The sequence below is a fragment of the Paracoccus sp. R86501 genome, from assembly GCF_042466435.1.
GTDB lineage: Bacteria > Pseudomonadota > Alphaproteobacteria > Rhodobacterales > Rhodobacteraceae > Paracoccus.
Map to the genome: position 1 here is coordinate 2,860,843 of NZ_JAXHPZ010000001.1, position 26,389 is coordinate 2,887,231.

Sequence of the window (26,389 nt, forward strand, 5' to 3'; positions counted from 1 at the left end):
CGTTTTCTGCCCCACATCCGGACATAAAAAAACGCGCCCTTGCGGGCGCGTTTTTCTTAACGTCGCGATGGTCCGTTCAAATCACAAGCTGTGGCTCGATTTCGGACCCGCGAAATACCAGATGATGAAACCGAGGACCGGCAGAACGATGATCAGCAGGATCCACAACAATTTCGCCTTGGTGCTGGTGTTCGTGTTGATGATCTGTGCGATCGCCCAAACATCTAGAACGAAGATGATAACACTAAATAGCCAACCCATGTGATCCGTCCCTTGTCTGCAGTCGCATATCAAACACGGTCACATGGGTTTGGTTCCTCAGGTTTTACAAAACGTAACGCGAAAGATCGGTCGAGCGTGACAGATCGCCCAGATGCTTTTCGACGAAGGCATCATCGACGCTGATCGTCTCGCCTCCGCGGTCGGGCGCGTTGAAGGACAGTTCCTCGAACACGCGTTCGATCACGGTATAAAGACGCCGCGCACCGATGTTCTCGACCGAGCCGTTCACCTCGGCGGCGATGCGGGCCAAGGCCGCGATGCCATCGTCGGTGAAGGTGACCGTCACCTGTTCGGTCGCCATCAGCGCGGTGTACTGGCGCGTCAGGGCATTGTCGGTTTCGGTCAGGATGCGGACGAAGTCGCCTTCGGTCAGCGCACGCAGCTCGACGCGGATCGGCAGACGGCCCTGCAGTTCGGGCAGCAGGTCCGATGGCTTGGCGACGTGGAACGCGCCCGAGGCGATGAACAGGATGTGGTCGGTACGGACCGCGCCATGCTTGGTGCTGACGGTCGTGCCCTCGATCAGCGGCAGCAGATCGCGCTGGACGCCTTCGCGGCTGACATCGCCGCCACGGGCCTCGGTCTTGGCGCAGACCTTGTCGATCTCGTCGATGAAGACGATGCCGCTTTCCTGCACGCTTTCCAGCGCGGCGGTCTTGATCGCCTCGTCGTCCAGCAGCTTGTCGGCCTCTTCGGCAATCAACAGCTCATAGCTTTCGGCCACGGTGACCTTGCGGCGCACGCGACGCCCGCCAAAGGCCTTCATCAGGCCCGACAGGTCCATCATGCCGCCCATCTGCTGGCCGGGCTGGCCGGGCATCTCTATCCCGCCAAGCGGGTTCGAGTTGTCCTGCAGTTCCAGCTCGATCACGGTGTCGTCCAGCTGGCCGTTCTTCAGCTTGTCGCGGAACATCTGGCGGGTGCCGTCGCGGGCATCCTTGCCGGCCAGTGCTTCGATGACGCGTTCCTCGGCTGCCTGATGGGCGCCTGCCTTGACCTCGTCGCGCATGCGTTCGCGAGTGTCGATGACGGCAGCATCGACCAGATCGCGGATGATCTGTTCGACATCGCGCCCGACATAGCCGACCTCGGTGAACTTGGTGGCCTCGACCTTGATGAAGGGGGCATTGGCCAGCTTGGCCAGACGGCGGCTGATTTCGGTCTTGCCGACGCCGGTCGGTCCGATCATCAGGATGTTCTTGGGATAAACCTCGTCGCGCAGGTCGTCGCCCAGTTGCTTGCGACGCCAGCGGTTGCGCATGGCCACGGCCACGGCACGCTTGGCCTCTTGTTGTCCGATGATGAAGCGGTCCAGTTCGGACACGATCTCGCGCGGGGTCAGATCACTCATGGTGGGAATCCTTATGTTGCCTTGGGGCGAAAGCGGGCCTTAGCTATCCACGGTTTCGACGGTCAGGCGGCCATTGGTATAGACGCAGATGTCGGATGCGATCGCCATGGCCTTGCGGGCGACGGTTTCGGCGTCCAGATCGGTTTCCAGCAGTCCGCGCGCCGCGGCCAAGGCAAAGTTCCCGCCCGAGCCGATGGCAGCCACGTCATGTTCGGGTTCCAGAACATCGCCCGCACCGGTGACGACCAGCAGGTCCACACCATCGGTAACGATCAGCATGGCTTCCAGATTGCGCAGGTATTTATCGGTACGCCAATCCTTGGCCAGATCCACGCAGGCACGCTGCAACTGGCCGGGGACGGCCTCCAGCTTCTTTTCCAGCCGTTCCAGCAGGGTAAAGGCATCCGCGGTCGAGCCTGCAAAGCCCACGATCACATCGCGGCCACCGGGCGACAGGCGACGGACCTTGCGGGCCGTGCCCTTCATCACCGTCGGTCCGACACTGACCTGACCGTCACCTGCCACGACGACCTTGCCGCCGCGCCGGACCGCCAGGATGGTTGTGCCGTGCCAGCCGGGGAATTTGTCATCTGCCATGTGGACACCTTCAAAAAATTTGCGTTGGGCAGCAGATATGAAGCCGCCGCGCAGCTTGCAACCCGTTGATAATCACGCCTTCGAGCCCTAGCGTCGCCGATATGGACCGCGAAAAGCTGCTGACCGTCTATCTGCATCCGCCGATCCTGCAGATGGCGCAGGCGGGCAAGCTGGGCTTCCTGAACCGGATGACGCGGCTGCTGACCGCGCGCGGCTGGCGGGTCGAGATCCGGCGGTCCGGCAAGGCGGCGCGGGACGCGGCCCCTGCCCGTCCGGGCTTTGCGCTGTTCAACATGGAAAAGCCCACGCATGACCGCGCGCTGACCTTCCGGCTGGCCTATCATTATCCGTTCTGGCGGCTAGAACCGCTGGCCGAGCGTTGGCGCTGGCCCGTGGCGCTGGCGCCCTTCGACGGGGCGCAGATCGACCACGCCGCCGCCCGTGAATTCGCGCGCGCCCTGCGTGACCGCGTGTTGCCCGGCCCGGCCCCCGTCGCGGGCGATCACGTGCTGATCCCGCTGCAGGGCCACATCCGCCGCCAGCGCAGCTTTCAGGCCGCAAGCCCGCTGCGGATGGTGCGCGACATGGCCGAAACCGGCCGCCCCTGCACCGCCACCCTGCACCCGAAAGAGGTCTATGACGACCACGACCGCGAGGCCCTGCAGGATATCGCCAGCCGCCACCCCAATCTGACCATCGGAGGCGACACCAATGCCCTGTTGCGCGATTGCGCCTTCGTCGTGACACAGAACAGCGGCGTGGGTTTCGACGGCCTGATCCTGGAAAAGCCGGTGGTGCTTTATGCGCAATCCGATTTCCACCATATCGCGCTGAACGTGGCGCAGATGGGTGTGGATAAGGCGCTGGAGCGCGCTCCCGACCACAAGCCGCCCTTCGCGAAATATCTGGATTGGTTCCTGCGCCGGACCAGTCTGGACATGATGGCCCCTGATGCCGACGACCGCCTGCTGGCGGCCATGAAAAAAGGCGGCTGGCCCGTCTGAGGGGCCGCCGCCTTTCCTGTCAACTGTTCAGCAGATCAGATGGATTCGTCGATCCAGCTTTTAAGCGCCGCCTTGGGGGCCGCGCCCATGCGGTTCGAAACGACCTCGCCGCCCTTGAACATGAACAGCGCGGGGATGCCGCGCACGCCCAGCTGGGCTGCCTGTTCGGGGTTTTCGTTGACGTTGACCTTCACGATCTTGATCTTGCCGGCATATTCATCCGACAGCTCTTCCAGTGCGGGGCCAATCTGCTTGCAGGGACCGCACCATTCCGCCCAGAAATCGACGATGACTGCGGTTTCGGCCTGACGCACTTCGGCGTCGAATTCTGCGTCGTTCACATGCACGGTTGCCATGTTCAGCTCCTGTATCTCTCGGGCCGGACGGGACCGGCATCAGTTCACTCCAACAGCTATGACCGGCGACCCCTTTGGTCAAGGGGCGCGCAGCACCTGATCCAGCGCCCGGTCCAGCACGTCATCGGGCAGTTCCATCAGCTGTGCGGTCTGCGTCCACAGGACTGCTACGCGCACGGGACGGTCGGGCCAGATGCCCCGCAGCGCCAGACGATAGGCCGCCATCTGGCGCAGGATCCCCTCGGGGGTGGCCTCGGGGGTGGCGGGGACGGTGCTGTTCGTCTTGTAGTTGACCGCCATGACGTGATCGGGCGCGATGACCAGACGGTTGACAATTCCGTTCAGCGTGCGGCCGTCGGGCATGGGCGTAGTCAGGGCAACCTCGGGCAGGACCTGCGTTCCCGGGGCAGGGCGGAGGATGGCATCCAACGCGGGCGCTGCGATCAGGTCGCGGGCTTCGGAGAGCAGGTCGTCCAGCTCGGTGGCGTCCGGTAAGCCGCCCTCGGCGCCCGCCATCAGCGTTCGGGCAAGGCGGGGCCAGTCATCCGCCGGATAGCCGGGCAGATGTTCCAGCAGCAGATGCAGCCGCGTGCCACGCAGCATCGCCGCGTCGCGATCGCCCTGGGTCTGCGCTGCGATCACCTTGGCGCCCCCCAGACCCGTTGCAGTCAGAACGCTGACGTAGTCGGCAGGGTGCGGCGGCATGCGTAGCGCCCAATCGGGGGCGGCTTCCGGTATCGCCGAGGCTGCATGACCAGCCACCGCCTGTTCGGGCCAGTCGCCAAAGGACAGCCGCAGCCCATCGCCCAGACCCGTCACGGGCAGCTTGCTGCGGGTCAGATCGGCGCGGGTCGCGCCATCCGCGATCATGCTGTACCAGCTGTCCAGACCGTCGCCCGTATCGCCCGCTGCCGCCACGATCAGCCAGCTTTCCGCCCGCGTCATCGCCACATAAAGCAACCTGCGGCGTTCCTCGTCCTGCCTCTGGTCCCATTCGGCCACGGCCAGCGCCACGGCATCGCAGCGGTCGGTGGCGGCACCCTTCCAGACGGGCATGTCATCAACGCGCACGATGCGCTGGCGACTGTCGGCGCGGCGTTTCTGGGTTTCGGGCAGGATCACCACGGGGCTTTCCAGACCCTTCGACCCATGGACCGTCATCACCCGGATCAACCCGCCCTCGCCACTGGGCAGCTGGCGCTTGACCTGCACGTCGTCGCTTTGCAGCCAGACCAGGAAACCGGTCAGCGAGGGCGTCTCGACCTGTTCATAGGCCAAGGCCTGCGACAGCAGTTCGTCGATGCCATCCTCGGCCTCGGGGCCGAGGCGGGCCAGCAGAGCGGCGCGACCGCCGTGGCGGGTCAGCAGACGGGCGATGATGTCATAGGGGCGAACATAGTCGGCCCGCGCCGCCAGATCATTCAGGATATCCAGTGAAACAAGATGTTGTGACTCACGCAGTTTGGCCCACAAGAATTCGCCCTTCTTGCGTTGCGAGAGATGGAACAGATCGTCTTCCGACATGGCGAATAAAGGCGACCGCAGTGCGGCCGCCAGCGACAGATCGTCTTCAGGGGTGGCCAGCACAGACAGGGTGGCGGTGATGTCGCGCACGGCCAGTTCAGCGGCCAGCTTCAGACGGTCGGCACCGGCCACGGGCAGCCCTGCTGATTTCAGCTCCGCGATCAACGACCCGAACAGATCGCTGCGCCGTTGCACCAGAATCTGGATGTCGCCCGGCCCGATGGGACGCAGATCGCCCGATTTCGCATCCAAGATGGGCGTGCCCAGCATGTCGCGGATCTGACGGGCGGTGGTGCGGGCCAGTTCGGTATTGGCGTCGTTTTCGGCGGGTGCATCGACCGGCTGGGTCCAGTCGGGACGCTCGGCGGTTTCCGGCTCGGGCAGGGCGGGCCAGATGTCAACACGGCCGGGCAGGGTGCTGCGGAAGGCGACATGGCGCGGCGGATCGCCCAGACCCTGCGCGGCATCGCCCTGAAACACCGCATCGACCAGCGACAGAACGGCGGGCGAGGACCGGAAGCTGTGCGCCAGCCCCCGCTGCTGCATCGGCTGCTGCACGGCGGCGAAATCGGTGCCAAAACGGTCGCGCATGTCCTCGAACACGGCAATGTCGGCGCCTTGGAAGGAATAGATCGACTGTTTCGGATCGCCGACCACGAACAACGTGCGGGGCCGGTCGTGCGCGCCATCGCCACCGGTGAATTCATCCGTCAGGCGGCGGATGACGCGCCATTGGTCGGGGCTGGTGTCCTGCGCTTCATCGACCAGAATATGGTCGATGCCGCCGTCCAGCCGCCATAGCACCCATTGCGCCATGCTGGATTCTTCCAGCAATTGCGCGGTGCGGTGGATCAGGTCGTCGAAGTCCAGCCAGCCATGCGCAGCCTTTTCATCCGTCATGCGGCTGGTGAAGGCATGGCCAAAGCGGTGCAGCGCCAGCGTCTTTTCGGCCGTCGCCAGTGCCAGCGCCTGAGGGCGGGCCAGCTCGACGCGGACCATCAGGTCTTCCAGATCGTCCATGAAGGGCGCGCAGGCCCCAAGGCGTAGATCCTTGGTGGGAATGCTGCCAGTCTTGGCGCTGAAAGGGACCTTGGCGCCACCGCCGGTCAGCAGACAACCGCACAGGCGCCACAGATCGGCCATTCCCGGATCGCGCCAGCGTCCCTGCGACAGGGTGGCAGCCAGCTTGGCGTCGGTGGTTTTCCCTGTCCGCAGAATGGGGATCAGCGCGTCGAACAGATCGCCCTCGATGCCGGTGAAGACGGTTGCCAGCATGCTGTCGGCGTCAAGGCCGACGGGCAGGTCCAAGGCGCGCCAGATGACGGCGGGGTCGGGGGGCGCTTGGTAATCGACCTGCGACAGGCCCGCCAGAAACCCGTCCAGATTGTCGCCCGATTGCAGGCGGGTCAGGTCGCGGACGGCAGGATCACCCGCCTCGGCCATGTCGTCCAGGATCTGGGCGCGCAGGGCGCGGGCGCTGCGGTCGTCCAGTTCGGCAAAGCCCATCGGCACGCCGGCCTCCAGCGGGAAGCGCCGCAAAAGGGCCGCGCAGAAGCTGTGGATGGTCTGGACCTTCAGACCGCCCGGCGTCTCGATGGCGCGGGCGAACAGACGCCGCGCCTGCGGCAGGTCGGGATCGCCGGTTTCACCCAGTTGCGTCAGTTCGGCACGCAGCTTGTCCTCGGGCAGCATGGCCCATTTGCCAAGCCGCGACAGCAGGCGGTTCTGCATCTCGGTCGCGGCGGCCTTGGTATAGGTCAGACACAGGATGCGTTCGGGCGCGGTCCCCGCCAGCAACAGGCGTGCCACGCGGTCGGTCAGCACGCGGGTCTTGCCGGACCCCGCATTCGCGGTCAGCCATGTCGTGCGGGCCGGATCGGCGGCGGCGATCTGGTTCAGCGTGGCTTCATCCATCATCGCCCACCTTTCGCGGTTCTGCGGTATCGGTCAGCGCCCATTCGCCGTATCGCGCCAGATGGTCGTAATCCCCGGCATAGGATGTGCGTTCTGGCGCGCGCATGGCGGTAAAGCCTGCCTCTCCGGTCAGATAGGCCTGGATCAGGTCAACGAAGCCGTCCCATGTTTCGCCTTCGATATCATCGCTGTGGTCGCGTTCGAAGGTCTTCCCCTCGCCGCCCAGCTGGATATAGCGGATGGCGCCGACATCCACCGGCCCCAGATCGGAAAAGCCGCCGCGGCGGGCCATCGCGGCCTCCAGCATCAACTGCTTGTCGAAATGACGGATCTGGGCGTCGGTGGGGGGCGAGCCGGATTTGTAGTCATAGACGACGACTTGGCCCTCGTGCAGCAGGTCGATGCGGTCAGGCTTGGCGGTCAGGGTGAAATCCATCCCCGGCACCGACACGCGGCCACGGTTTTCGATGACAGTGGGCGTGCCTTCGGCCAGACGGGCCAGTTCGTCGGCGACGATGCGGTCGGCAATGCCCTCGATCCGCGCGGCCCAGAAGGCGCGGGCGGTGGGCCAGGGAACCTCGCGGTCCAGCGTCTCGCGGGTGATGGCCAGGAATTGCGCCTTCAGCACCTCGGGTGGGGTGTCCGGGGCGGGGCGTGTCTTCAGCAGCGCCTCGACGATGGCATGCAGGGTCTGGCCGCGCAGCGATGCGTCGGGTTCGGGGCGCAGGGGCGGCAGCGGGCGCAGGTTCAGCACCCGTTTGGCATAGACCGCATAGGGGTCGCGGATCAGCAGCGAGATATCCGTGACCGGCAGTTCCTTGAACGGCGGCCCCGGCGGAATGGGTGAAGGACGCCGCGCGGGCGGGACGGTTTCCAAGGGTCGCGCTACGGCTTCGGCCATGTCCAGCCAGCGGTTGCCGCGGTCGCGCATGTCAGCCAGCGCCTGCGGGCCGTTGCGGTCGGGCAGTCCGCCCATCAGGTTCATCATCCGGTTCAGCCAGCGCGAGGGGATGGTCTCGGCCTCGGCATCGCGGCGCGCGCGGGTCAGGATGACGCGTTCGGCGGCGATGCCCTGCTGGAAGTCATGAGCCGCCAGCCCGATCTGGCGTTCGGGCACCGGCAGCCCTGCCGCCAGCCGCATCTGGCGCGAGAGCCAGGGGTCGGGGGACAGGGGCTGCGGCCAGCCGCCCTCGTTCAACCCCGACAGGATGACGGTGCCATTGGCGTAAAGGCGCGCCTCGCGCGGGCCATGGATGCGCAGGCTGTGCCAAGCGGCGACGTCTTCGCGCACGGCCTTGGCCTGCAATTCGGTGATCAGCAGGGCGCAAAGATCGTTCGGACCCACGTCCGGCCCGTGATGGGCATGTTCCAGCAGATGGTCCAGCACCGCACGCGACATGGTGCCGGCCTTGTCCTGCCACAGGCGGGAGGCATCCGCCGTGCCACCCGGACCTGCAGCCAGCGCCTCGGCCAGGGCGATCACGTCGCGCAGGCGGTCGGGCAGGGGACGCGGCGCGCGGTCGCGGGCCAGCGGCGTGATGCGGTCCAGCATGCCCGCCAGCCATTCCGCCCAGATCTTGCGGCTGTCGTCGCCCTTGGTGCCGAAATCGGTCAGCGTATCACTGTCGGGGAAGGCCGGACCGTATTTGCGCAGCTTCAGTTCCAGATCGCGGGTGTGGCGCAGGATGTCGTTGCGACCCACCACCTGCGATCCGGTCGCCGTCATCGGATGCTTCAGCAGGATCAGCAGGCGGTCCACGGTCAGCGCCTCGCCGAAGAGCGCCGCGACCTGACGCAGGAACAGGCCCGGCGCGGTCAGGGGCAGGGGGCGGCCCGCGCTGTCGTCGGGCAGAATGTGCCAGCGGTCCAGCGCAGCCGTGACGCGGCGGATCAGCCCGCTGTCGGCGGCGATCAGCGTGACGCATTCGTCGCGTTCGGCGGCGTCGCGCATGACCAGGGCGATGGCCTCGGCCTCTTGTCCCGGCTGGTCGGCCTCGATCAGGGTCAGATCGGCGGTGGCGGGGATCAGGTCGGGCAGCTCGGGGCCTTCCGCGATCCATTGGTCGGTGACCGGCGCTGGGCGCAGGGCCAGCGACAGCAAGCGGTTGCGGGCCGGTGATGTCGGCTCCGCGTCGGTCCAGCGCGCGGGATAGCCGGCGTCGCGGATCAGCGGGGCAAAGCGCGATTGCGGGTGGTCGTCGGCGGCATCGCCCAGATTGTCCCAGACAGATTGCGGCTGGTCGAAATCGAACCCCGGCAGGACCACGGCGCCTTGCGGCAGCGCGGCCACTGCCTGCATGTAGAGCCGCGTCGCCCCATGCGACCCGGTCGAGCCTGCCACGATCACCGGCCCCTCGGGCAGGTTCACCCCCTGCGACCATTCCGCCAGAGCGGCTTCGGCTGCGGCACGCTGGCGGGCTGGGCGGTCGCGCCAGTCCTCGTCCAGATGGAATTCGGCGGCGATGCGCAGGAAGGCCAGTGCGTTCTGCCAGTGGCGCGCGTGATCGCCGGTGTCGATGTTTTCAAGGGTGGCCATATCGCGACCCTCGGTCTGCATCTCGATCATCAGCTGCGACAGTGATTGCGCCAGAACCGGGATGGCATGCCCTGCGCCCAGATCGGGACGCAGCTTGACCATCCGGTCGATCAGTTGCGCCAGTTGCAGGCGGCGGGCCAAGGGGGCTTCGGGCGGGTTCGGCATGACCAGCGGCCCCGGATCGACCGAGGTGATGGTCCGCAATTTGGGCAGCAACAGCGGCCCTGCGCGGTCGAAGGCGCGGCGGATCTCGCCCATGGTCTGCGACGCGTTGACCAGAATGGTGACGCGGGCCAGCGCCTCGGGCGGTTGGCCCGACATGCGGTCCAGCAGGCCGCGCACGAATTCATTGGCGAAATGGACGCCGGGGGGAAGGGCGAAAAGGCCGTGCATCGGATCAGCCATCCAGCAGCGCCTGCGCCATCGGAATGGCCGCGGGATAGCCGACATCGCACCAGCCGCCGGTGTGGACCATGCCGAAGACCCGCCCCCGCGCGATCAGAATGTCCCACAGGACGTTCAGCGAAAAGACGGTATCGGGGATGTCCGCCAGCAGGTCGGTGCGGATGATCTGCGCACCGGCATAGACGTAATCGCCCTTGCGATGCAGGCGGGCATCCGGGCCCATGCCAAAATCACCCGCCCCCTTGCGGGCGGTTGCCTGCGCGATGGGGATCAGCGCCAGCAGCGCGTCCATACGGTCGCCCTCCCATGCCGCTTGCAGCGCGGTCAGCGGGTTCGGACCGGTCCAGACCACATCAGGATTCAGCGTCGTCACCGGTCCGTCCCCCAGCAACGGCAGCGCCTGTCGCAAGCCGCCACCGGTATCCAGAATGGTGTCGGGTTCGGGGCTGATCGCCACATCCTGTCCCGCCAGATGCGCCGCGATCTGGTCGCCAAGGTAATGCGTGTTCACCACCACCGGCGCGCAGCCTGCGTCCCGGCCCAGATCCAGCGCGCGGTCCAGCAGGCTGCGGTCACCGACCTTGACCAGCGGCTTGGGGCAATTGTCGGTCAGCGGGCGCATGCGCGTGCCAAGCCCCGCTGCAAAGATCATCAGAGGCGGGCGCATCGGGCACGGGTCCTTTCGATCAGATCGGCATCGGGGGCGGGAAGGGCGTTCACCTGCGCGGCCAGCTCGGCCAGCGCCGGATGGGCCAAGTTGCGTTGAATATAGCCCCAGACGCGCGGCATGAAGTCCAGATAGCGCGGCTTGCCGTCCCGCAGGCACAGGCGGGTAAAAATGCCCAGAATCCGCAGATTGCGCTGCGCGCCCAGCAAGGCATAGGCGGCGCGGAAGCTGTCGCCATCGACCCCCGTGGCGGCCAGATAGCGGTCGATGGCGCGCGTTTCCAGCGCAGGGTCCACGTCGCGGCGGGCGTCCTGCAGGGCCGACACCAGATCATAGGCCGGATGGGCCGCCACCGCGTCCTGATAGTCAATCAGCCCAAGGGGGGCGGGGCCGCGCCAGATCAGGTTCTCGGCGTGGAAATCGCGCAGGGCGACGACGGGGGGCAGGGTGGCCAGCTGGTCATGCAGGCGGGCGATGATGGGGGCGATTTCGGCGCCACCCGTGATGCCTGCGGCCTGCGGATACCATTCGGCGAACAGTCCGACCTGATCGGCCAGTGCCGCCCCGTCCAGCGCCGGGATGAAATCGGGCAGCGGCTGACGATGCAGATCGACCAGCAGATCGGTCACGCGGTCATAGATCAGCGGTGCGGCATCGGGGTCACGCTCCAACACCCGCGCCACCAGATCGTCGCCCAGATCCTGGACTAGCGCCAAGCCGCTGGCCTGATCCTGCGCGATGATGGCGGGTGCGCCGAAGCCATGCGCGTTCAGCCAGTCGGTCATGGTCAGGAAGGCAGGCATCGCGCCCGCGGGGTCGTCCATCAGGATCGCGGTGCCCTGCGGCCCATGCAGCCGGAAATAGCGCCGCGCCGAGGCATCGCCCGCCAGCGGCATGACCCGCGCATCCGCCCATCCGGCCTGCGTGACAAAGGCCGCGCGGGCGGCCATGCGGTCCGCGCCCGTGAACTCCAGATCGATCTGGCGCAGGTCGGGGTCGGGGCAGGGGGTCAGGGTGATCCGCAGCGGGTCAGGCGGGGTCACATCCAGCCGGTCGGGCCATTCGATCAGGCAGATGGCCTCCTGCATGGCATCGTCCAAGCCCAGCTCGAACAGCTCGGACGGGTCGGTCAGGCGATAGAGGTCGGCATGCCAGATCTGGCTGCCCATCGGGTCGTCATAGGTCTGGACCAGCGTGAAGGTGGGGCTGGGCACATCCTCGGCCAGATCGCCCTGGCGGGCGCGGATGAAGGCGCGGGCGAAATGTGTCTTGCCCGCGCCGACCGGCCCTTCCAGCAGCACGGTCTGGCCGGGGCGCAGGTCGGCGGCCATCATGCGGGCCAAAGCGGCGGTCAGGGTTTCATCGGCGATCAGGGTCATGCCTTGGCCTTTCGCAGCGGGATCAAAGCCCCAGCACGTCGTTCATGTCGTATTCGCCCGGACCCTTGTCCTGGCCCCAGACGGCGGCACGGATGGCCCCGCGGGCAAAGATCGCGCGGTCGGTGGCCAGATGACGCAGCACGATGCGTTCGCCGTCGGCGGCAAAGATCACGTCGTGTTCGCCCACGACATCGCCGCCGCGAATGGCGGAAAAGCCGATGCTGCCGGTTTCGCGCGCGCCGGTGATGCCCTCGCGGGCGGGGGTGCGCAGGTCGTCAAGGGTGGCACCGCGACCCTCGGCTGCGGCCTGACCCAGCATCAGGGCGGTGCCGGATGGGGCATCGACCTTGTGGCGGTGATGGGCCTCGACGACCTCGATGTCCCAATCGGTGCCGAGGGCTGCGGCGACCTTGCGGGTCAGGCCGACCAGCAGGTTGACGCCAAGGCTCATGTTGCCGGCGCGCACGATGGGGGCGTGGCGGGCGGCGGCGGCCAGCTTGTCCAGATGCGCCTGCTCCATGCCGGTGGTGCCGATGACATGCACGGCGCGCGCCTGCGCGGTCAGTTCCGCGAAGGCCACCGTCGCATCGGGGGCGGTGAAATCGATCACCGCCTGCGCCTGCGCGATGGTCGCCACCGCGTCATCGCTGACCGTGACGCCCACGGGCGCGCCGCCCATGGCCTCTCCGATATCGCGACCCACCCAGTCATGGCCTGCGCGTTCCAGCGCGCCTGCCAGCCGGACCTGCGGGTTGTCCAGGATCAGGCGGATCAGCATCTGGCCCATGCGTCCGGATGCGCCCGTGACCACGATCCCGGGGCGGGTCGGTGCGTCGGTGTTCTGAAAATCGCTCATCTGTCACCCCTGTTGGCTTTTACAGCGTCATATCCCGTTGCGGGCCGGCCCGCGACCCCCTACATCGGGGCGCATGGCACAGAACCGCAATTCCCAAGATCGTGGCCCGTCGCAGCGTCAGCTGCGTGTGGGCGAAGTGATCCGCCGCAGCCTCTCCGACGTGCTTATGCGCGCGGATGTGCATGACGCGGATCTGAACCGTCATTCCATCACCGTGGGCGAGGTTCGCATGTCGAACGACCTCAAGGTGGCGACGGCCTATGTGCTGCCGCTTGGTGGGCGCGATGCACAGGAGGCGCTGGCCGCCCTGCGTCGCAACACGCCCGAGCTGCGCCACCTGATCGTCAAGGGCATGACCCTGAAGTTCGCCCCCCAGCTGGTCTTCCAGCTGGACGAGACCTTCGACCGCATGGACGACACCCGCCGCCTGTTCGAGGATGAGCGCGTCCGCCGCGACGTCGAGGCCCCCGATGACGATGCACTTGATGACGACGCGCCCGAGGATGGCGATGATCGCTGATCTGCCACGCCGCCTTGCGGTGGCGGTCGGCATGCTGGTCGCACTGGCAATCCCCGCGGGGGCTGCCACCTGCGAGCGTGTGGAACATGATGGGCAGGGATACGTGCTGTGCACGGTGCCCGCCGACGCGCAGGGCGATCTGCAGATCTGGCAGAATGGCGCGGACGGCAAGCCGCTGCGCAATTTCAACAATGTCCGCCGGACGCTGGATGACGGGCAGGCGCTTGCCTTCGCGATGAATGCGGGGATGTTTCACCCCGATTATCGCCCCGTGGGCCTGCTGGTCATCGACGGCCAAGAACTGTCGCCCATCGTCACCGGTGCCAGCGAAGGCAATTTCGGCATGCTGCCCAATGGCGTCTTCTGCGCGGGCGGCGACCGCCCCTTCCAGGTGATCGAGACCCGCGCCTTTGCGACCGCACGTCCCGAATGCCGCATCGCCACCCAATCGGGACCGATGCTGGTGGTGGACGGCGATCTGCATCCGCGCTTTCTGAAAGACAGCGACAGCCGCTATATCCGCAATGGCGTCGGCGTGTCGCCTGACGGGCAGACTGCATGGTTCGCCATTTCCAACCGTCCCGTGACCTTCCATGAATTCGGGCGCATGTTCCGCGACCGCCTTGGCGCACGCGATGCGCTGTATTTCGACGGATCGGTGTCGCGGCTTTACGCCCCTTCGGTCAATCGCGCCGATTTCGGGCGCAGCATGGGGCCGATCATCGGTCTGGTCGGACAGGACTGATTTCGTGGCCGGTTGACGGCAACCTCAGGCGGGGCTATCCCCCCGCCCCTTGATTTTCAGGAGTTTCGGATGGCGCGCAAGAAGGGCCGTGAGGTCAATGGCTGGCTGATCGTGGACAAACCCGCAGGGGTCACTTCGACCTCGGTCGTGGCAAAGGTGCGATGGGCGCTGGACGCCAAGAAGGCGGGTCACGCGGGCACGCTGGACCCCGATGCGACGGGCGTTCTGGCCGTGGCCCTGGGCGAGGCGACAAAGACCGTTCCCATCATCACCGACGCGCTGAAATGCTATGACTTCGTGGTGAACTGGGGGGCGGAAACGGCCACCGACGATGCCTCGGGCGATGTGGTCAAGACCGCCGATGCCCGCCCGACCCGCGATCAGGTGCAGGACGCCCTGGCCGGTTTCACCGGCGAGATCATGCAGATCCCGCCCGCTTATTCCGCCGTCAAGGTCGATGGCGAACGCGCCTATGATCTGGCCCGCGAAGGCATCGAGATGGAGCTGGCCGCGCGCCCCCTGTGGGTCGAGAGCCTGACCCTGCTGGACGCTGACGACAACACCGCGCGTCTGGAGATGGTCTGCGGCAAGGGCGGCTATGTCCGGTCCATTGCCCGCGATCTGGGTCGTGCCTTGGGTTGCCTTGGCCATGTCGCGCATCTGCGCCGCACATGGTCCGGCCCATTCGAGGCCGAAAACGGCGTCGCCTTCGACAAGATCGACCGCGAGGCGCAGGAATGGCTGGAAAGCCAGCTGATGCCGCTGGAAACCGGCCTGACCGACCTGCCGATGCTGCGCGCTACCCCCGAAGGCGCCACCCGCATCCGCAACGGTAACCCGGGCGAAGTGACCAATGGCGCCGAATGGGGCGAGCTGGTCTGGGTCTCGGACGCCAAGGGTCCGGTCTGCATCGGCCGCTATCAGGGTGGCACGGTCCAGCCCGAGCGTGTGTTTAACCTGTAAGCCGACCGGCGCGCGTCACCTTGGGCGGCGCGCGCCTTGGAACGGTCCGCTGCCCGCCGCATCGATGCGGGCGATGGCATCGGGAATGTATTCGCGGATCACCGTCATCTGCCATGCCGTCGCATGGATCATCATGTCGGGCGACAGCGCGACCGCGACATGCCCCGGCCAGAACAGCAGATCGCCGCGCTGGATGCTGTCTGTCACCGGAAACGCATCACGCTGCAGATCGCTGTCGCCGGGGCAGGCGATGCCGCATTCCGTCAGCGCCAGTTGCGCCAGCCCCGAACAATCGATCCCCCATCGGCTGTTGCCGCCCCACAGATAGGGCGTCCCCAGCAGCGTTTCCGCCACCTGCGCCGGATCGGTGGTGGGCTGGTCGCCGATATGTTGGGCGGGGACGAAGCCTCCGCCTGCCAGTTCGGCAAAGCCGTCCGCAATCCCCGTCACCGACAGCCGCGACCCGCGGGTCAGCGACATCGCTTCCGGGCGCTTCATGTCGGGGGCCGGATAGACATGGGTGGCGGGGGCGGTGACGCGATGGGTCAGCGCGGGCAGGTCATGGGTCAGCGCATCGGCGCGCACCCATCCGCAATATCCGTCCAGCGCCGATTGGACGAAGACCATGTCGCCGCGTTCCTCGATCAACGTCAGGTCGGTGCCGAAGACCAGCTGCCGGTCACGGCGACCGTCAGGGGCGGTCAGGATATCAGTCAGCGGAACCGCCAGCCGCGCGGGGCGTCCGGCGGTATAGGCGGGGCGGTCCAACTGGCCGCGCAGGCTTTCCAGCGCGACGCGGTCGGTGGCGGGGGTCAGGCGACGATCCATATCAGGACAGGATCTGCGGCAGGGCGGCCAGAATGGCCCGCGCGCCTTGGCCGACGCCACCCTTGGGGCGACCGGGGGCGGCAGCGGGTTGCCAGCCATAGATATCCAGATGCGCATAGCGGCCCGCACCTTCGGCAAAGCGCTTCAGGAACAGCGCCGCCGTGATCGACCCCGCCATTCCACCCGAGGGCGCATTGTCCAGATCGGCGATGCCGGGTTCGATCATGGCATCGTAAGGTTCCCAGAAGGGCATGCGCCACAGCGGGTCGCCCACCTGCATCGCCGCAGATTGCAGCGCTGTCGCCGTCGCATCGTCATCGCAATAGAAGGGCGGCACATCCGGCCCCAAGGCCACACGCGCGGCCCCCGTCAGCGTCGCCAGCGAGATCATCAGATCGGGGGTTTCCTCGGCGGCATAGGTCAGGGCGTCGGCCAGAACCAGACGGCCCTCGGCGTCGGTGTTGTTCACCTCGACCGACAGGCCCTTGCGACTGGCCAGGATGTCGCCGGGGCGGAAAGCATTGCCCGCGACACTGTTTTCGACGGCGGGGATCAGAACGCGCAGGCGGATGCCCTGCGTGGCACCGGTTTTCACCAGCATCTTCAGCAGGCCAAGCGCGGTCGCCGCCCCGCCCATGTCCTTCTTCATCAGCCCCATCGAGGCGCCGGGCTTCAGGTTCAGCCCGCCCGTGTCATAGCAGACGCCCTTGCCGACCAGCGTCAGCGTGGGGCCGGAATCGCCGATGCGGATGTCCAGCAGGCGCGGTTCGATGGCCGAGGCGCGGCCCACCGCATGGATCAGCGGGAAATTGGTCTTCAGCAGCTCCTTGCCCGTCGTCACCTCGATCTTGGCGCCAAGGTCGTTGCAAAGGGCGCGGGCCGCGGCCTCCAACTTGTCAGGGCCAAGGTCGCTGGCGGGGGTGTTGATCAGGTCGCGGGTCAGGAATTCGCCCGCGGCAATGGCCAGCACGCGGTCGGTATCGGCACCCTGCGGGCAGACAAGACGCGGGCCCTGCGTCAGCGTTCCGGCATAGCGGGTAAATCGGTATTGGCCCAGCAGCCAGCCAAGCGCCAGCTGGTCGGGGGTCAGGCCGTCGGGCTGGTTGGCCAGACGCCAGTCACCTTTGGGCAGCGCATGGGCGCGGGCCAATTGGAAGCGGTCGCGACCCGCACGGTCGCGGGCACCCAGCCCCATCAGCGCGCCCCTGACGCCCCCGTCACCATCGGGCAGCAGGCAGATCTCGCCCGCCTTGGCGGTGAAACCGGTGGCCTCGGGCCACGTGCCGGCGGCTGAGTCAGCGGGAATATCCTGACCGCTCCAGATCAGCCACAGCGGGCGGGCGTTGTCAGAATCGGTGGCGAATTCGGGCGTCATGACATGTTCCTTCGCAGATCGGCGCCAGCCTACAGATCGTGCAATCTGCCGCAACCCCAACCGCCCTTACGGCATGGCCTCGCGGTCCCAGATGGCGGTCAGCGACCTGTTGCCGACGCGCAGCAACCGCGCCCGGATGGCGGCAACCGCAGGCATGTCACCCCGTTCCGCCGTGCTGCCCAGATCCATCGCCACGCCCGCCAGCGACAACAGCCCGATCTGCCATGCCAGCCGCGACATGCGTTCGGCATGGGCGACAGACTGCGCCATGTCGCCTGCCCCCAGGGCCGCATCCACCTCCGTCAGGATCGAGGCCAGCTGCTCCAGCGCCATTCCAATGACGTTCCGCGCCGCCGGTTCGCCAAGTTCGGCGAAAATTTCGGCGACACGCCGGCCGTCCACGCGAACAGCCTCAGATATGGCCAAAGCCGAGATTTGTGCCATCCGCACCTCCGATGGGTCTTTTCCCTGCATCGGGGAACATGACCGCAACCGGTGAACAAAGCCTTGCCGCCAGATCAAGAAACCGCTCGAATTTGTCTTAATATCGGCCTATTACGCGTGTTCAGAAAGTGAGGTTCCAGATGCACAACCTGTCTCCGTTGCCGCAATATCTGATCAAGCGCTATCAAGGGTGGAAAGCCACCTCGCATGCGGAAAACCATGCATGGTTCCGCCGCCTTGCAGATGAGGGTCAGCGCCCCCGCGCCATGGTGATTTCCTGCTGTGACAGCCGCGTGCATGTCACCAGCATCTTTGGTGCCGATTCGGGCGAGTTTTTCATCCACCGCAATATCGCCAACCTCGTGCCGCCCTATGCGCCCGACGGGTTGCAGCACGGCACGTCGGCGGCGGTCGAATACGCGGTCGAGGCGTTGAAGGTCGCGCATCTGATCGTCGTCGGTCACACCAAATGCGGCGGCGTTGCCGGTTGCCATGCCATGTGTTCGGGACACGCCCCCGAGCTGGAGGAAAAGACCAGCTTTGTCGGTCGCTGGATGGATATCCTGCGCCCCGGATACGAGCGTGTGAAGGAACTGCCCGAGGCCGAACAGGTCAGCGCGCTGGAACAAGAGGCCGTTCTGGTCTCGATCGAGAACCTGATGACCTTCCCCTTCGTGCGCAGCGCCGTCGAGGCGGGCACCCTGTCCCTGCACGGGCTGGTCCATGACATCAGCGAAGGCACGCTGCTGCAGGCCGAGGATGCCGGCAACAAATGGGTCGCCGTCTAAGGCACATGCCATGCGCGCATGAAAGGGGGCGGCAAGGCTGATGCCTGCCGCCCCCGTTTCATGCGCGGTGGTCCGAAGGGGCGATCAGCCCTTCTTCAGGACCCGATTGCCCAGCAGCTCGGCGATCTGAACGGCGTTCAGGGCCGCGCCTTTGCGCAGGTTGTCGCTGACGCACCAGATGTTCAGGCCGTTTTCCAGCGTGCTGTCCTGACGAATGCGGCTGATGAAGGTCGCGTATTCGCCAACGCATTCGACGGGGGTGGTGTAACCGCCCGGCTCGCGCTTATCGACGACCATGATGCCGGGGGCTTCGCGCAGGATGTCGCGGGCCTCGTCTTCGTCAAGGAAATCCTCGAACTCAATGTTCAGGGCTTCGGAATGGCCGACAAAGACCGGGACGCGGACGCAGGTCGCGGTGACCTTGATCGACTTGTCCATGATCTTCTTGGTCTCGGCGACCATCTTCCATTCTTCCTTGGTCGAGCCGTCTTCCATGAAGACGTCGATCTGCGGGATCACGTTGAAGGCGATCTGCTTGGGGAATTTCGACGGTGCGACTTCCTGGCCGGGGACATACATGCCCTTGGTCTGGTTCCACAGCTCGTCCATGGCATCCTTGCCGCCGCCCGACACCGACTGATAGGTCGAGACGACGACGCGCTTGATGCGCGCACGTTCGTGCAGCGGGTTCAGCGCCACGACCATCTGCGCGGTCGAACAGTTGGGGTTGGCGATGATGTTCTTCTTGGAATAGCCGGTGATGGCGTCGGGGTTCACTTCCGGAACGATCAGCGGGACATCGGGGTCATAGCGATAGAGCGAGCTGTTATCGATGACGACGCAACCGGCCGCTGCCGCGATGGGGGCGTATTTCTTGGTGGCATCCGACCCGATGGCAAACAGCGCCATGTCCCAACCGGTGAAATCGAATTGCTCGATATCCTTGATCTTGAGAGTCTTGTCGCCAAAGCTGACTTCGGTTCCCTGGCTGCGACGCGATGCCAGCACGGCAATCTCGTCAATCGGGAACTGGCGCTCATCAAGGATGTTCAGCATTTCGCGGCCCACGTTTCCGGTGGCACCTGCGACGACGACTTTATAACCCATTTTCCGGGGACTCCTTCTTCTGCGGTCGCAGGCATTTACCGCAATTGCAGGGGCATGGGAAGGCCTTGGCCCCTATCGCACCAGCGTCAGCCGCGGATCACGGTGCAGCATGTCCTCGACCCATGCGCCCTCGGCGCTGAAATCATGGGGCACATCGGCGGCGCTGCGGCGGCCCGACAGGCTGAGGCTGGCGAAGAAATCGAACCCGTAAAGCGTCAGGGATGCCAAGGGTCCGCGCAGTAGCAGGTCGATCATCATCGCGCCGGTGGTGGGCGGGGCCGACAGCCGGTCGCGCAGGGCCTGATAATCGGCCAGCGGGTGCAGATAGAAGCCTGCCCCGCTGGCGGTGCGCCAATCCAGCCGCTTGCGCTTGGGGGACATCCACAGGATGCGATCGGGGTTCAGACGTGCGCGGTCGGCGTCCGGCAGGCGGGTGGCCAGTGCCAGCCAGTCGGTGCGGGTGCCATGGCTGGCGGCTGCGGGCATAGGGGCGCGGTTGATGCGGATGACCAGATCAGCGGCGTCGATATCCGCCCCGTGACGCGTTTCCGCCAGCGATCGCGCATTGCCGATCAGCGCGACATGCCGCCCGTCCAGATCGGCCAGCAGATTGCCCTGCGGCATCGACATGCGCGCGATGCGGCTGTCGTTGCGCAGCAGGCGGGCGGCCATGAAGTCCAGGCGCGACAGGGCGGGGGCGTGCGGGTCGCTCATGCCTTGGCCAGCAGGTTTTCATAGACGGCGACAAGGGCGCGGGCCTCGCCCTCGATGGCGTGGTTGGCGATGACGTGGTTGCGGGCGGCCTGTCCAGCGGCTGCGCGGCCTGCATCATCGTCCAGCCAGCGGCCAAGTGCGGCGGTCAAGGCAGGCGCGTCATCCTTGGGAACAAGACTGCCGGTTTCGCCGTCGCGGATCAGCGTCTCATAGGCGCCGACGCGGGCGGCGACAGTGGGCACGCCGCAGGCCATCGCCTCCAGCGGGGTCAGGCCGAAGCCCTCCCACCGGGCGGGGGCGGCGAACAGGTCCAGCGCCTGATAATGGCGCACGACCTGATCCCACGGCAGTTCGCCAAGGAAACGGATGCGGTCGGACAGGCCCGCCGCCTTGATTTGCGCCAACAGGTCGTCGGTAAAGGCGCGATTGTCCTGGGTGATGCGGCCGGTGAAGATGATCTGGGCCTTGGGGTGCTTTGGCAGCAATTCCAGCCCCGCCTGCACCAGCAGATCGACGCCTTTTTGCGCGCGCACCCGTCCGAAGCAGCCGATCAGCACTGCGTCGGGGTCCAGCCCCAGTTCGGCCCGTAGGGCGGCGCGGTCGGAGGCAGGGTGGAAGATCTGCGTATCGACGCCGTGCAGAATGACGGTTGCGGGACGTTCCAGATAGCTGGCCGCCTGCGGCGATGTCGCCACCAGCGCGTCCTGCTGCCGGATCAGCCAGCGGGTGAAACCGGTATGGCTGCGCTGCGCGGCCGATGTGAACAGCAGCCGGTATTTCCGGCGCAGCACGCGGCGCAGGATCAGCCCAAGCGCCATCTCCGTGTTGCGCCGCGCATGCCAGACGCGCCAGCGGTCGCGGGGCAGGGTGGCCGCGCGCACCAGCGGGATATGGGGAACATCGTCGGGCAGGCCCGGTCCCGTCGCGCGAATGGCGATCATGCGGGCCTGCACGGGGATCAGGCGGACCACGGTGGCGGTCACGCCAGACAGCCGCCGCTTCAGGTTCGGGGCCACGACCAGGGGGGTGTCATCCATTTTCGGCCTCGGGCGTCAGGAAATACAGCAGGAACCCGACCACCAGCGGGATCAGGAAGAACAGCCACAGCATAGCGAAGGCCTGCGCCGAGGGGTAGGCCGCCTGCGCCGCCCCGAAAACCGGCCGTGATGCGAACTGCATTACCCCCGCGCCCCCGATCGAGAACATGTTCAGGAAGGTCACGCCCCGACCGACCAGATGCCGCGGCAGGAAGGATTTGCCATGCGCCATCAGCAGCGGATAGCCCGACCCGAAGAAGCCCAGCACCATCAGCAGCACCGCCGCCCATATCGGCCCCAGTTCCGGCGCCAGCCACATGACGCTCAGCGCCGCGATCATCACGGCGGTGAACAGCAGCATCGCCCGCCGCGCACCGCCCAGCAGACGCGCCGCGGGTCCGGCTGCGAAACTGCCCGCGACCATCGCCAGCCCCATCGCCAAGGTGTATCGCCCGATCTGGGTGGCATCGGCGCCATGCACCTGCTCCAACCATGGTCCGGCCCACAGCCCGCGGATTGCCGCCGCCACGGCGTAGTTCACCGCAAACAGCGGCAGGATGAACCACAGCGCCCGCAGCCGCAGGATCTGCCCGATCGAGCCTTGCGGATGTTCCGCGCCCAATGCCGCCGGGTCGCGGACCTTGGCCATCACCAGCGCCGCCACCATCAGCGTGACCGCCGCCAGCCCCCACAACGCCGGACGCCAGCCAAGTGTCTGGATCACCCAGACCAGCGGCGCAGCCCCCAGAATGTTGCCCAGTGATCCAAAGCCCACCAGCACGCCCGCCAGCGTCCCGAAGGCCGAGGCCGGATATTCGCGTGCGAAGATGTAATAGGGACCCATCAGCGCCGGGGAACAGCCGATGCCCAGCAGGGTCATCGCGACATGCAGATGCCAGGGCGTCGTGGCCAGCGCGAAGACGGCGGCACCGCCCGCGCCCCCCAGCCCCAGCAGCAGGCCGACGGTCCGGCGCGGCCCCCATCTGTCCAGCGCCGCCCCCACCGGCAGCTGCATCAGAGCGAAGGCGATGAACCACAGCCCCGAAGACAGCGCCAGATCCCCCGCCGTCGCCCCCAGCTGGTGGCGCAACGTAGGTGCCAACACGGCCAGAAATGCCCGATAGAACTGGCTGAGCATATAGCCCAGCACCAGACTGGCCAGACCCGCTGAATATGCCGGCATGTGATCCTCCGCTTCCCCACGGCAGGCTGTGCCATGGCAGAGGATCTTGCAAGATCTGCAAATGGTGCAGGGATCAGTTCGCCGGGGCGTCCTGTGTCGCGGTCTCTGCGGGCGGCGTATCGGTTTGCGGTTCGGCCTGGCTGGCCGATTGCGTGCCACCGCCCATCTGCACCAGCTTGTCGACGGTGTCCTGCACCCCCGGCCCCAGCTTGTCGCAGGCCTGCGGGTCGTCCGTCAGGCCGAAGGCGGGGCGGAAATATTCGCGGTCATAGGTGATGGGGTCCAGTCCCAGCTTGGCGGTCAGCGCGTCCGTCGTGCCGGTCATCAGCTGCCACGCGCCATCGTCGACATCATGGTCGGGACAGTTCGAGGTGATGACATTGGCCCGCGCCAGTTCATGGGCCAGTTCGCTGGCCTGCGCCTGGTCCAGACCCGACACATCGGGCAGCGGCACGACCAGCCTGTCGCCCGGAATCCCCTCGGCGCCCTGTGCAAGGGCGGTGTTCAGGGGCAAGGTTGTACCGGCTGCCAGCATGGCTGCCATGACGATCCGCATGGTTCTCATCGCGTTTCCCATCAGTCACTCTGCCCATAAGGTCGACCACAGGTTGCCCGTGTGCAAGGCAACTCACCGTGAACGGCCCCGCGATCTTGACCCTGCGGCGGGGCTTGTCTAACCCGAAATGACACGCGCCGAGGCTGGCGCCAACGGAGGGATCATGTCCGACCAATACTCGCTTCTCATCCTGCCCGGCGACGGGATCGGCCCCGAAGTCATGGCAGAGGTCGTCAAGGTCATCGGCTGGTTCGAAAGCAACCGCGGGATGAGCTTCGATGTCACGCAGGATCTGGTCGGCGGCGCAGCCTATGACGCGCATGGCGTGCCTTTGGCAGATGCGACGATGGAAAAGGCGCAATCGGTCGATGCGGTCCTGCTGGGTGCCGTGGGCGGTCCGAAATACGATGTGCTGGATTTCAGCGTCAAACCCGAACGTGGCCTGCTGCGTCTGCGCAAGGAAATGGACCTGTTCGCCAACCTGCGTCCCGCGCAGTGCTTTGACGCGCTGGCCGATTTTTCCAGCCTCAAGCGCGAGGTCGTGGCCGGTCTGGACATCCTGATCGTGCGCGAACTGACCAGCGGCGTCTATTTTGGCGAACCGCGCGGCATCCATGCTGACAACAACAACCCCGACAACGAAGGTGGCCGCGTCGGCATCAACACCCAACGCTATACCAGCGGCGAGATCCGCCGCGTCGCCCGTTCGGCCTTTGAACTGGCCCGTCGTCGCGGCAACCGCGTCTGTTCGATGGAAAAGGCCAACGTCATGGAATCGGGCATCCTGTGGCGCGAAGAGGTGCAGTGGGTCCACGACAACGAATACCCCGATGTCGAACTGAGCCACATGTATGCCGACAACGGTGCCATGCAGCTGGTCCGCCGCCCGCAGCAGTTCGACGTGATCGTCACCGACAACCTGTTCGGCGACGTTCTGTCGGATGCGGCGGCGATGCTGACCGGATCCTTGGGCATGCTGCCTTCGGCCAGCCTTGGTGCCAAGATGGCGAACGGCCGCCCCAAGGCCATGTACGAGCCCGTCCACGGGTCCGCCCCCGACATCGCGGGTGAAGGCAAGGCCAACCCCATCGCCTGCATCCTCAGCTTTGCCATGGCGCTGCGCTACAGCTTCGATCAGGGCGATGCGGCGGCGGAACTGGAACGCGCGGTCGAACGCGTGCTGGCCGACGGGGTGCGCACCGCGGACCTGATGGGTCCCGAGGGCGGCACCCCCGTCAGCACCGCCCAGATGGGCGACCACATTATCGCAGCTTTGTCGAAAGGGGTCTGATGGCACTGTCGGGAAACGTCAAAGGTGCCCTGCTGCAGCTTGCAGCCATGGGGCTTTATGCAACGCATGATGTGATCATCAAATCGCTTGGGGCGACATACCCGGCGCTTCAGATCCTGTTCTTCGCTTCGCTTTTGTCGTTCCCGCTGGTGTCCATCATCCTGATGAGCAACCCCCAACCCGGGACCCTGCGTCCTGCAAATCCGGGTTGGGTCGTTCTGCGCACCATCTGCGCCGTCGTGGCGGGAATGGCTGGCTTCTATGCCTTCTCGACCCTGCCGCTGACACAGGTCTATGCGATCCTGTTCACCACGCCGCTGCTGATCACCATGCTGTCGATCCCGCTGCTGGGCGAACGCGTCGGCATCCACCGTCTGGGGGCGGTCGTTGTCGGCCTGTCGGGCGTGCTGATCGTGCTGCGCCCCGGTACGCAGGAATTGCAGCTGGGGCATCTGGCCGCCATGTGCAGCGCTATGGCAGGCGCGGTCGCCGCCATCGTCATCCGCCGTCTGGGGTCGCGCGAAAGGCCGCTGGTCCTGATGATGTGGCCGATGCTTGGCAACTTCTTGGCCACGGGTGCGGCGCTGACTGTCAGCTATCAGCCGATGCAGCTGCACCATTTCGGCATGACCGGCATTATCGCAAGCCTTGGCCTGATTGCCAGCTTTCTTGTCATTCAGGCCTATCGCGCCGGCGAGGCGACCACCGTCGCGCCGATGCAATATTCCCAGATCCTGTGGGCAACGGGCTATGGCTGGTTCCTGTTCGGCGAAAGCGTCGATCTGCCGACGATCGTCGGCGCCAGTGTCATCATCGCATCCGGCATCTACATCGTGGTACGCGAAGGCCGCGGAGGCGTCTCGGTCAACCGCCCCGTCACATCGTCCCGCATGCGCAGCGAAACGGTGACCACGCCGAAATCCACAATCATGCAAAGATTGTGGCCGCAGCGTAGCTGATTGGGGCTTGCATTCGCGCCTGTTGCACGCTACCTGCCCCACCTACGGTCGGAGCGTAGCGCAGCCTGGTAGCGCACCTGCTTCGGGAGCAGGGGGTCGGAGGTTCGAATCCTCTCGCTCCGACCAATTTCCCGATTGTTGATTGCCACTGAAGTCTTCCTCAAGTGGCCACAATTCTTCCTTTGCGGCAGCAAGGCTGACGTAGTTTGGAAGCGTTACAGGCGGTACCCCGCACTACACTAACTACCTGAGACAACGGTCTACTATCCTCCCCGCTTCAATCTGCGAGCTAGGGGCATGGCAAGACGCGATCAGAGGCTCCCGAATGCGAAAGCAGATCGAGCAAAGTTCATTGCAGCTTCGCAAGAAAGGACTAGTCGGCGCGGCAGCGAGCAATCTCTAGAATCGCCGGGCAGCTTTCGGCCCTGAGCCGACCTTCGCTTGGTGGCCGAGCGCGGCGGTGCAGCTTAACGAAACCGGCCATTCGTCCGACGTGCAGCATTTTGGTGGAGTGAGGGTCTGCTTTGCGGGACGGAACGGCCATAGAAAATTGACCCTGATAGGTCGCCGCTCTGTATAAAAGGAACTGGTGGGTCTCGCAGCGTATGGCGGCCTGTCCGGTGTCATCAGAAGGAACAGAAAATGAAGTTTTCAGATCTTGCTGAGCGACAAATTCTGAAGGCCCAAGCCGAGGGCCAGCTTGATAACCTGAAAGGCGCAGGGAAACCGCTGAATATTGAAGGTGATGGAAGCGCGGACGCTATCGGGTTTCGCATTATGGCTGACGCAGGCGTGGTGCCGCGCGAAATTCAACTGCGGAAAGCCGTCGAGGCGCAGTCCCGAATATTGCGGGAAACGACGGGTGAAGAGGCTCGCAAGCGAGAGATGATCAAGCTTAATGATCTTCAGTTGCGCCTCAGCATTGAACAGGAAGCGCGGCGATGCTTCTACGGCAGCTAAGGGCTCAAAGCCGACCTCGGATGCAACGCAGCATCATATGATATGATG

The 26,389-nt window shown here is 65.8% G+C and carries 25 protein-coding genes and 1 tRNA gene; 9 read left to right on the forward strand and 17 right to left on the reverse strand.

Annotated elements, in window-relative coordinates:
• Positions 1-81: 81 nt before the first annotated feature.
• The 3 genes from SJY40_RS14005 to hslV all read right to left on the reverse strand — a co-directional run bounded on the left by SJY40_RS14005 (position 82) and on the right by hslV (position 2,230).
• On the reverse strand, positions 82-261 hold the full coding sequence (locus SJY40_RS14005) for a PLDc N-terminal domain-containing protein (protein ID WP_378947703.1): 180 nt from the start codon (positions 259-261) through the stop codon (positions 82-84).
• Positions 262-325: 64 nt separating this feature from the next.
• A complete protein-coding gene (hslU, locus tag SJY40_RS14010; protein WP_378947706.1) occupies positions 326-1,633 on the reverse strand; it encodes an ATP-dependent protease ATPase subunit HslU in 1,308 nt (435 codons plus the stop codon).
• Between the two features lie 39 nt (positions 1,634-1,672).
• Entirely contained in the window at positions 1,673-2,230 is a 558-nt protein-coding gene (hslV, locus tag SJY40_RS14015) for an ATP-dependent protease subunit HslV (RefSeq protein ID WP_378947709.1), read from the reverse strand.
• Between the two features lie 101 nt (positions 2,231-2,331).
• Between hslV and SJY40_RS14020 the strand changes: the two genes are divergently transcribed.
• Positions 2,332-3,234, forward strand: coding sequence for a hypothetical protein (locus tag SJY40_RS14020; protein WP_378947711.1), 903 nt, complete (start codon positions 2,332-2,334; stop codon positions 3,232-3,234).
• A 35-nt stretch (positions 3,235-3,269) separates the two neighbouring features.
• Here SJY40_RS14020 and trxA read toward each other — a convergent pair whose 3' ends face one another.
• From trxA to dapB, 6 genes are all read right to left on the reverse strand, one after another.
• Positions 3,270-3,590 (reverse strand): thioredoxin, encoded by a 321-nt coding sequence (trxA, locus tag SJY40_RS14025; protein ID WP_378947714.1) that lies wholly within the window; start codon positions 3,588-3,590, stop codon positions 3,270-3,272.
• 78 nt (positions 3,591-3,668) lie between these two features.
• Positions 3,669-7,031 carry a double-strand break repair helicase AddA gene (gene addA / locus SJY40_RS14030; RefSeq protein WP_378947717.1) on the reverse strand — a complete coding sequence of 1,121 codons (3,363 nt, stop codon included), beginning with the start codon at positions 7,029-7,031 and terminating at the stop codon, positions 3,669-3,671.
• Positions 7,021-9,969: a double-strand break repair protein AddB gene (gene addB / locus SJY40_RS14035; protein ID WP_378947719.1), complete on the reverse strand. Its 2,949-nt coding sequence runs from the start codon at positions 9,967-9,969 to the stop codon at positions 7,021-7,023. The genes addA and addB overlap by 11 nt, the downstream gene beginning before the upstream one ends.
• Positions 9,962-10,636, reverse strand: coding sequence for a nucleotidyltransferase family protein (locus SJY40_RS14040; protein ID WP_378947722.1), 675 nt, complete (start codon positions 10,634-10,636; stop codon positions 9,962-9,964). The genes addB and SJY40_RS14040 overlap by 8 nt, the downstream gene beginning before the upstream one ends.
• The gene (tsaE, locus tag SJY40_RS14045) at positions 10,621-12,015 is read right to left on the reverse strand and encodes a tRNA (adenosine(37)-N6)-threonylcarbamoyltransferase complex ATPase subunit type 1 TsaE (protein ID WP_378947725.1); all 1,395 of its coding nucleotides are present in this window, start codon (positions 12,013-12,015) and stop codon (positions 10,621-10,623) included. The genes SJY40_RS14040 and tsaE overlap by 16 nt, the downstream gene beginning before the upstream one ends.
• A 22-nt stretch (positions 12,016-12,037) precedes the next feature.
• The gene (gene dapB / locus SJY40_RS14050; RefSeq protein WP_378947728.1) at positions 12,038-12,871 is read right to left on the reverse strand and encodes a 4-hydroxy-tetrahydrodipicolinate reductase; all 834 of its coding nucleotides are present in this window, start codon (positions 12,869-12,871) and stop codon (positions 12,038-12,040) included.
• Between the two features lie 73 nt (positions 12,872-12,944).
• On the opposite strand from dapB, the gene rbfA reads away from it, so the two are divergent.
• The 3 genes from rbfA to truB all read left to right on the forward strand — a co-directional run bounded on the left by rbfA (position 12,945) and on the right by truB (position 15,099).
• Positions 12,945-13,391, forward strand: a complete 447-nt coding sequence (rbfA, locus tag SJY40_RS14055; protein WP_378947731.1) for a 30S ribosome-binding factor RbfA — start codon at positions 12,945-12,947, stop codon at positions 13,389-13,391.
• The gene (locus SJY40_RS14060; RefSeq protein WP_378948461.1) at positions 13,381-14,136 is read left to right on the forward strand and encodes a phosphodiester glycosidase family protein; all 756 of its coding nucleotides are present in this window, start codon (positions 13,381-13,383) and stop codon (positions 14,134-14,136) included. The genes rbfA and SJY40_RS14060 overlap by 11 nt, the downstream gene beginning before the upstream one ends.
• Before the next feature lie 69 nt (positions 14,137-14,205).
• Complete coding sequence (truB, locus tag SJY40_RS14065; RefSeq protein WP_378947734.1) at positions 14,206-15,099, forward strand: tRNA pseudouridine(55) synthase TruB; 894 nt, start codon at positions 14,206-14,208, stop codon at positions 15,097-15,099.
• Positions 15,100-15,114: 15 nt separating this feature from the next.
• Here the strand turns inward: truB and SJY40_RS14070 are convergent, their stop codons facing one another.
• From SJY40_RS14070 to SJY40_RS14080, 3 genes are all read right to left on the reverse strand, one after another.
• Complete coding sequence (locus tag SJY40_RS14070) at positions 15,115-15,927, reverse strand: NlpC/P60 family protein (protein ID WP_378947737.1); 813 nt, start codon at positions 15,925-15,927, stop codon at positions 15,115-15,117.
• Position 15,928: 1 nt separating this feature from the next.
• Entirely contained in the window at positions 15,929-17,302 is a 1,374-nt protein-coding gene (locus SJY40_RS14075; protein WP_378947740.1) for a leucyl aminopeptidase family protein, read from the reverse strand.
• A 66-nt stretch (positions 17,303-17,368) separates the two neighbouring features.
• A complete protein-coding gene (locus SJY40_RS14080; protein ID WP_378947743.1) occupies positions 17,369-17,704 on the reverse strand; it encodes a hypothetical protein in 336 nt (111 codons plus the stop codon).
• 182 nt (positions 17,705-17,886) lie between these two features.
• On the opposite strand from SJY40_RS14080, the gene SJY40_RS14085 reads away from it, so the two are divergent.
• Positions 17,887-18,534 carry a carbonic anhydrase gene (locus tag SJY40_RS14085; protein WP_378947746.1) on the forward strand — a complete coding sequence of 216 codons (648 nt, stop codon included), beginning with the start codon at positions 17,887-17,889 and terminating at the stop codon, positions 18,532-18,534.
• Between the two features lie 84 nt (positions 18,535-18,618).
• Here SJY40_RS14085 and SJY40_RS14090 read toward each other — a convergent pair whose 3' ends face one another.
• From SJY40_RS14090 to SJY40_RS14110, 5 genes are all read right to left on the reverse strand, one after another.
• On the reverse strand, positions 18,619-19,641 hold the full coding sequence (locus tag SJY40_RS14090; protein ID WP_378947749.1) for an aspartate-semialdehyde dehydrogenase: 1,023 nt from the start codon (positions 19,639-19,641) through the stop codon (positions 18,619-18,621).
• Between the two features lie 72 nt (positions 19,642-19,713).
• Positions 19,714-20,331 (reverse strand): glycosyltransferase family 29 protein, encoded by a 618-nt coding sequence (locus tag SJY40_RS14095; RefSeq protein ID WP_378948464.1) that lies wholly within the window; start codon positions 20,329-20,331, stop codon positions 19,714-19,716.
• A 20-nt stretch (positions 20,332-20,351) separates the two neighbouring features.
• Entirely contained in the window at positions 20,352-21,392 is a 1,041-nt protein-coding gene (locus tag SJY40_RS14100; protein WP_378947752.1) for a glycosyltransferase family 4 protein, read from the reverse strand.
• Positions 21,385-22,575, reverse strand: coding sequence for an MFS transporter (locus SJY40_RS14105; RefSeq protein ID WP_378947755.1), 1,191 nt, complete (start codon positions 22,573-22,575; stop codon positions 21,385-21,387). Before SJY40_RS14105 ends, SJY40_RS14100 begins: the two co-directional genes overlap by 8 nt.
• Positions 22,576-22,648: 73 nt before the next feature.
• On the reverse strand, positions 22,649-23,140 hold the full coding sequence (locus tag SJY40_RS14110) for a hypothetical protein (RefSeq protein ID WP_378947758.1): 492 nt from the start codon (positions 23,138-23,140) through the stop codon (positions 22,649-22,651).
• 154 nt (positions 23,141-23,294) lie between these two features.
• Between SJY40_RS14110 and leuB the strand changes: the two genes are divergently transcribed.
• The 4 genes from leuB to SJY40_RS14130 all read left to right on the forward strand — a co-directional run bounded on the left by leuB (position 23,295) and on the right by SJY40_RS14130 (position 26,341).
• Positions 23,295-24,422: a 3-isopropylmalate dehydrogenase gene (gene leuB, locus SJY40_RS14115; protein ID WP_378947761.1), complete on the forward strand. Its 1,128-nt coding sequence runs from the start codon at positions 23,295-23,297 to the stop codon at positions 24,420-24,422.
• Positions 24,422-25,381 carry a DMT family transporter gene (locus SJY40_RS14120; protein ID WP_378947763.1) on the forward strand — a complete coding sequence of 320 codons (960 nt, stop codon included), beginning with the start codon at positions 24,422-24,424 and terminating at the stop codon, positions 25,379-25,381. Before leuB ends, SJY40_RS14120 begins: the two co-directional genes overlap by 1 nt.
• A 49-nt stretch (positions 25,382-25,430) precedes the next feature.
• Positions 25,431-25,507: transfer RNA gene (locus tag SJY40_RS14125), tRNA-Pro, on the forward strand.
• 516 nt (positions 25,508-26,023) lie between these two features.
• Positions 26,024-26,341 carry a DUF1992 domain-containing protein gene (locus tag SJY40_RS14130; protein WP_378947766.1) on the forward strand — a complete coding sequence of 106 codons (318 nt, stop codon included), beginning with the start codon at positions 26,024-26,026 and terminating at the stop codon, positions 26,339-26,341.
• Positions 26,342-26,389: the final 48 nt, after the last annotated feature.

What these genes read in the sequence shown, in the direction of transcription:
- SJY40_RS14100 (WP_378947752.1), bottom strand. Translation starts at nt 21,392, where the DNA reads ATGGATGACACCCCCCTGGTCGTGGCCCCGAACCTGAAGCGGCGGCTG.
- rbfA (WP_378947731.1), top strand. Translation starts at nt 12,945, where the DNA reads ATGGCACAGAACCGCAATTCCCAAGATCGTGGCCCGTCGCAGCGTCAG.
- SJY40_RS14005 (WP_378947703.1), bottom strand. Translation starts at nt 261, where the DNA reads ATGGGTTGGCTATTTAGTGTTATCATCTTCGTTCTAGATGTTTGGGCG.
- truB (WP_378947734.1), top strand. Translation starts at nt 14,206, where the DNA reads ATGGCGCGCAAGAAGGGCCGTGAGGTCAATGGCTGGCTGATCGTGGAC.
- SJY40_RS14075 (WP_378947740.1), bottom strand. Translation starts at nt 17,302, where the DNA reads ATGACGCCCGAATTCGCCACCGATTCTGACAACGCCCGCCCGCTGTGG.
- addB (WP_378947719.1), bottom strand. Translation starts at nt 9,969, where the DNA reads ATGGCTGATCCGATGCACGGCCTTTTCGCCCTTCCCCCCGGCGTCCAT.
- SJY40_RS14070 (WP_378947737.1), bottom strand. Translation starts at nt 15,927, where the DNA reads ATGGATCGTCGCCTGACCCCCGCCACCGACCGCGTCGCGCTGGAAAGC.
- SJY40_RS14020 (WP_378947711.1), top strand. Translation starts at nt 2,332, where the DNA reads ATGGACCGCGAAAAGCTGCTGACCGTCTATCTGCATCCGCCGATCCTG.
- SJY40_RS14105 (WP_378947755.1), bottom strand. Translation starts at nt 22,575, where the DNA reads ATGCCGGCATATTCAGCGGGTCTGGCCAGTCTGGTGCTGGGCTATATG.
- SJY40_RS14060 (WP_378948461.1), top strand. Translation starts at nt 13,381, where the DNA reads ATGATCGCTGATCTGCCACGCCGCCTTGCGGTGGCGGTCGGCATGCTG.
- leuB (WP_378947761.1), top strand. Translation starts at nt 23,295, where the DNA reads ATGTCCGACCAATACTCGCTTCTCATCCTGCCCGGCGACGGGATCGGC.
- hslU (WP_378947706.1), bottom strand. Translation starts at nt 1,633, where the DNA reads ATGAGTGATCTGACCCCGCGCGAGATCGTGTCCGAACTGGACCGCTTC.
- SJY40_RS14085 (WP_378947746.1), top strand. Translation starts at nt 17,887, where the DNA reads ATGCACAACCTGTCTCCGTTGCCGCAATATCTGATCAAGCGCTATCAA.
- dapB (WP_378947728.1), bottom strand. Translation starts at nt 12,871, where the DNA reads ATGAGCGATTTTCAGAACACCGACGCACCGACCCGCCCCGGGATCGTG.
- SJY40_RS14090 (WP_378947749.1), bottom strand. Translation starts at nt 19,641, where the DNA reads ATGGGTTATAAAGTCGTCGTCGCAGGTGCCACCGGAAACGTGGGCCGC.
- tsaE (WP_378947725.1), bottom strand. Translation starts at nt 12,015, where the DNA reads ATGACCCTGATCGCCGATGAAACCCTGACCGCCGCTTTGGCCCGCATG.
- addA (WP_378947717.1), bottom strand. Translation starts at nt 7,031, where the DNA reads ATGATGGATGAAGCCACGCTGAACCAGATCGCCGCCGCCGATCCGGCC.
- hslV (WP_378947709.1), bottom strand. Translation starts at nt 2,230, where the DNA reads ATGGCAGATGACAAATTCCCCGGCTGGCACGGCACAACCATCCTGGCG.
- SJY40_RS14120 (WP_378947763.1), top strand. Translation starts at nt 24,422, where the DNA reads ATGGCACTGTCGGGAAACGTCAAAGGTGCCCTGCTGCAGCTTGCAGCC.
- trxA (WP_378947714.1), bottom strand. Translation starts at nt 3,590, where the DNA reads ATGGCAACCGTGCATGTGAACGACGCAGAATTCGACGCCGAAGTGCGT.
- SJY40_RS14110 (WP_378947758.1), bottom strand. Translation starts at nt 23,140, where the DNA reads ATGAGAACCATGCGGATCGTCATGGCAGCCATGCTGGCAGCCGGTACA.
- SJY40_RS14040 (WP_378947722.1), bottom strand. Translation starts at nt 10,636, where the DNA reads ATGCGCCCGCCTCTGATGATCTTTGCAGCGGGGCTTGGCACGCGCATG.
- SJY40_RS14130 (WP_378947766.1), top strand. Translation starts at nt 26,024, where the DNA reads ATGAAGTTTTCAGATCTTGCTGAGCGACAAATTCTGAAGGCCCAAGCC.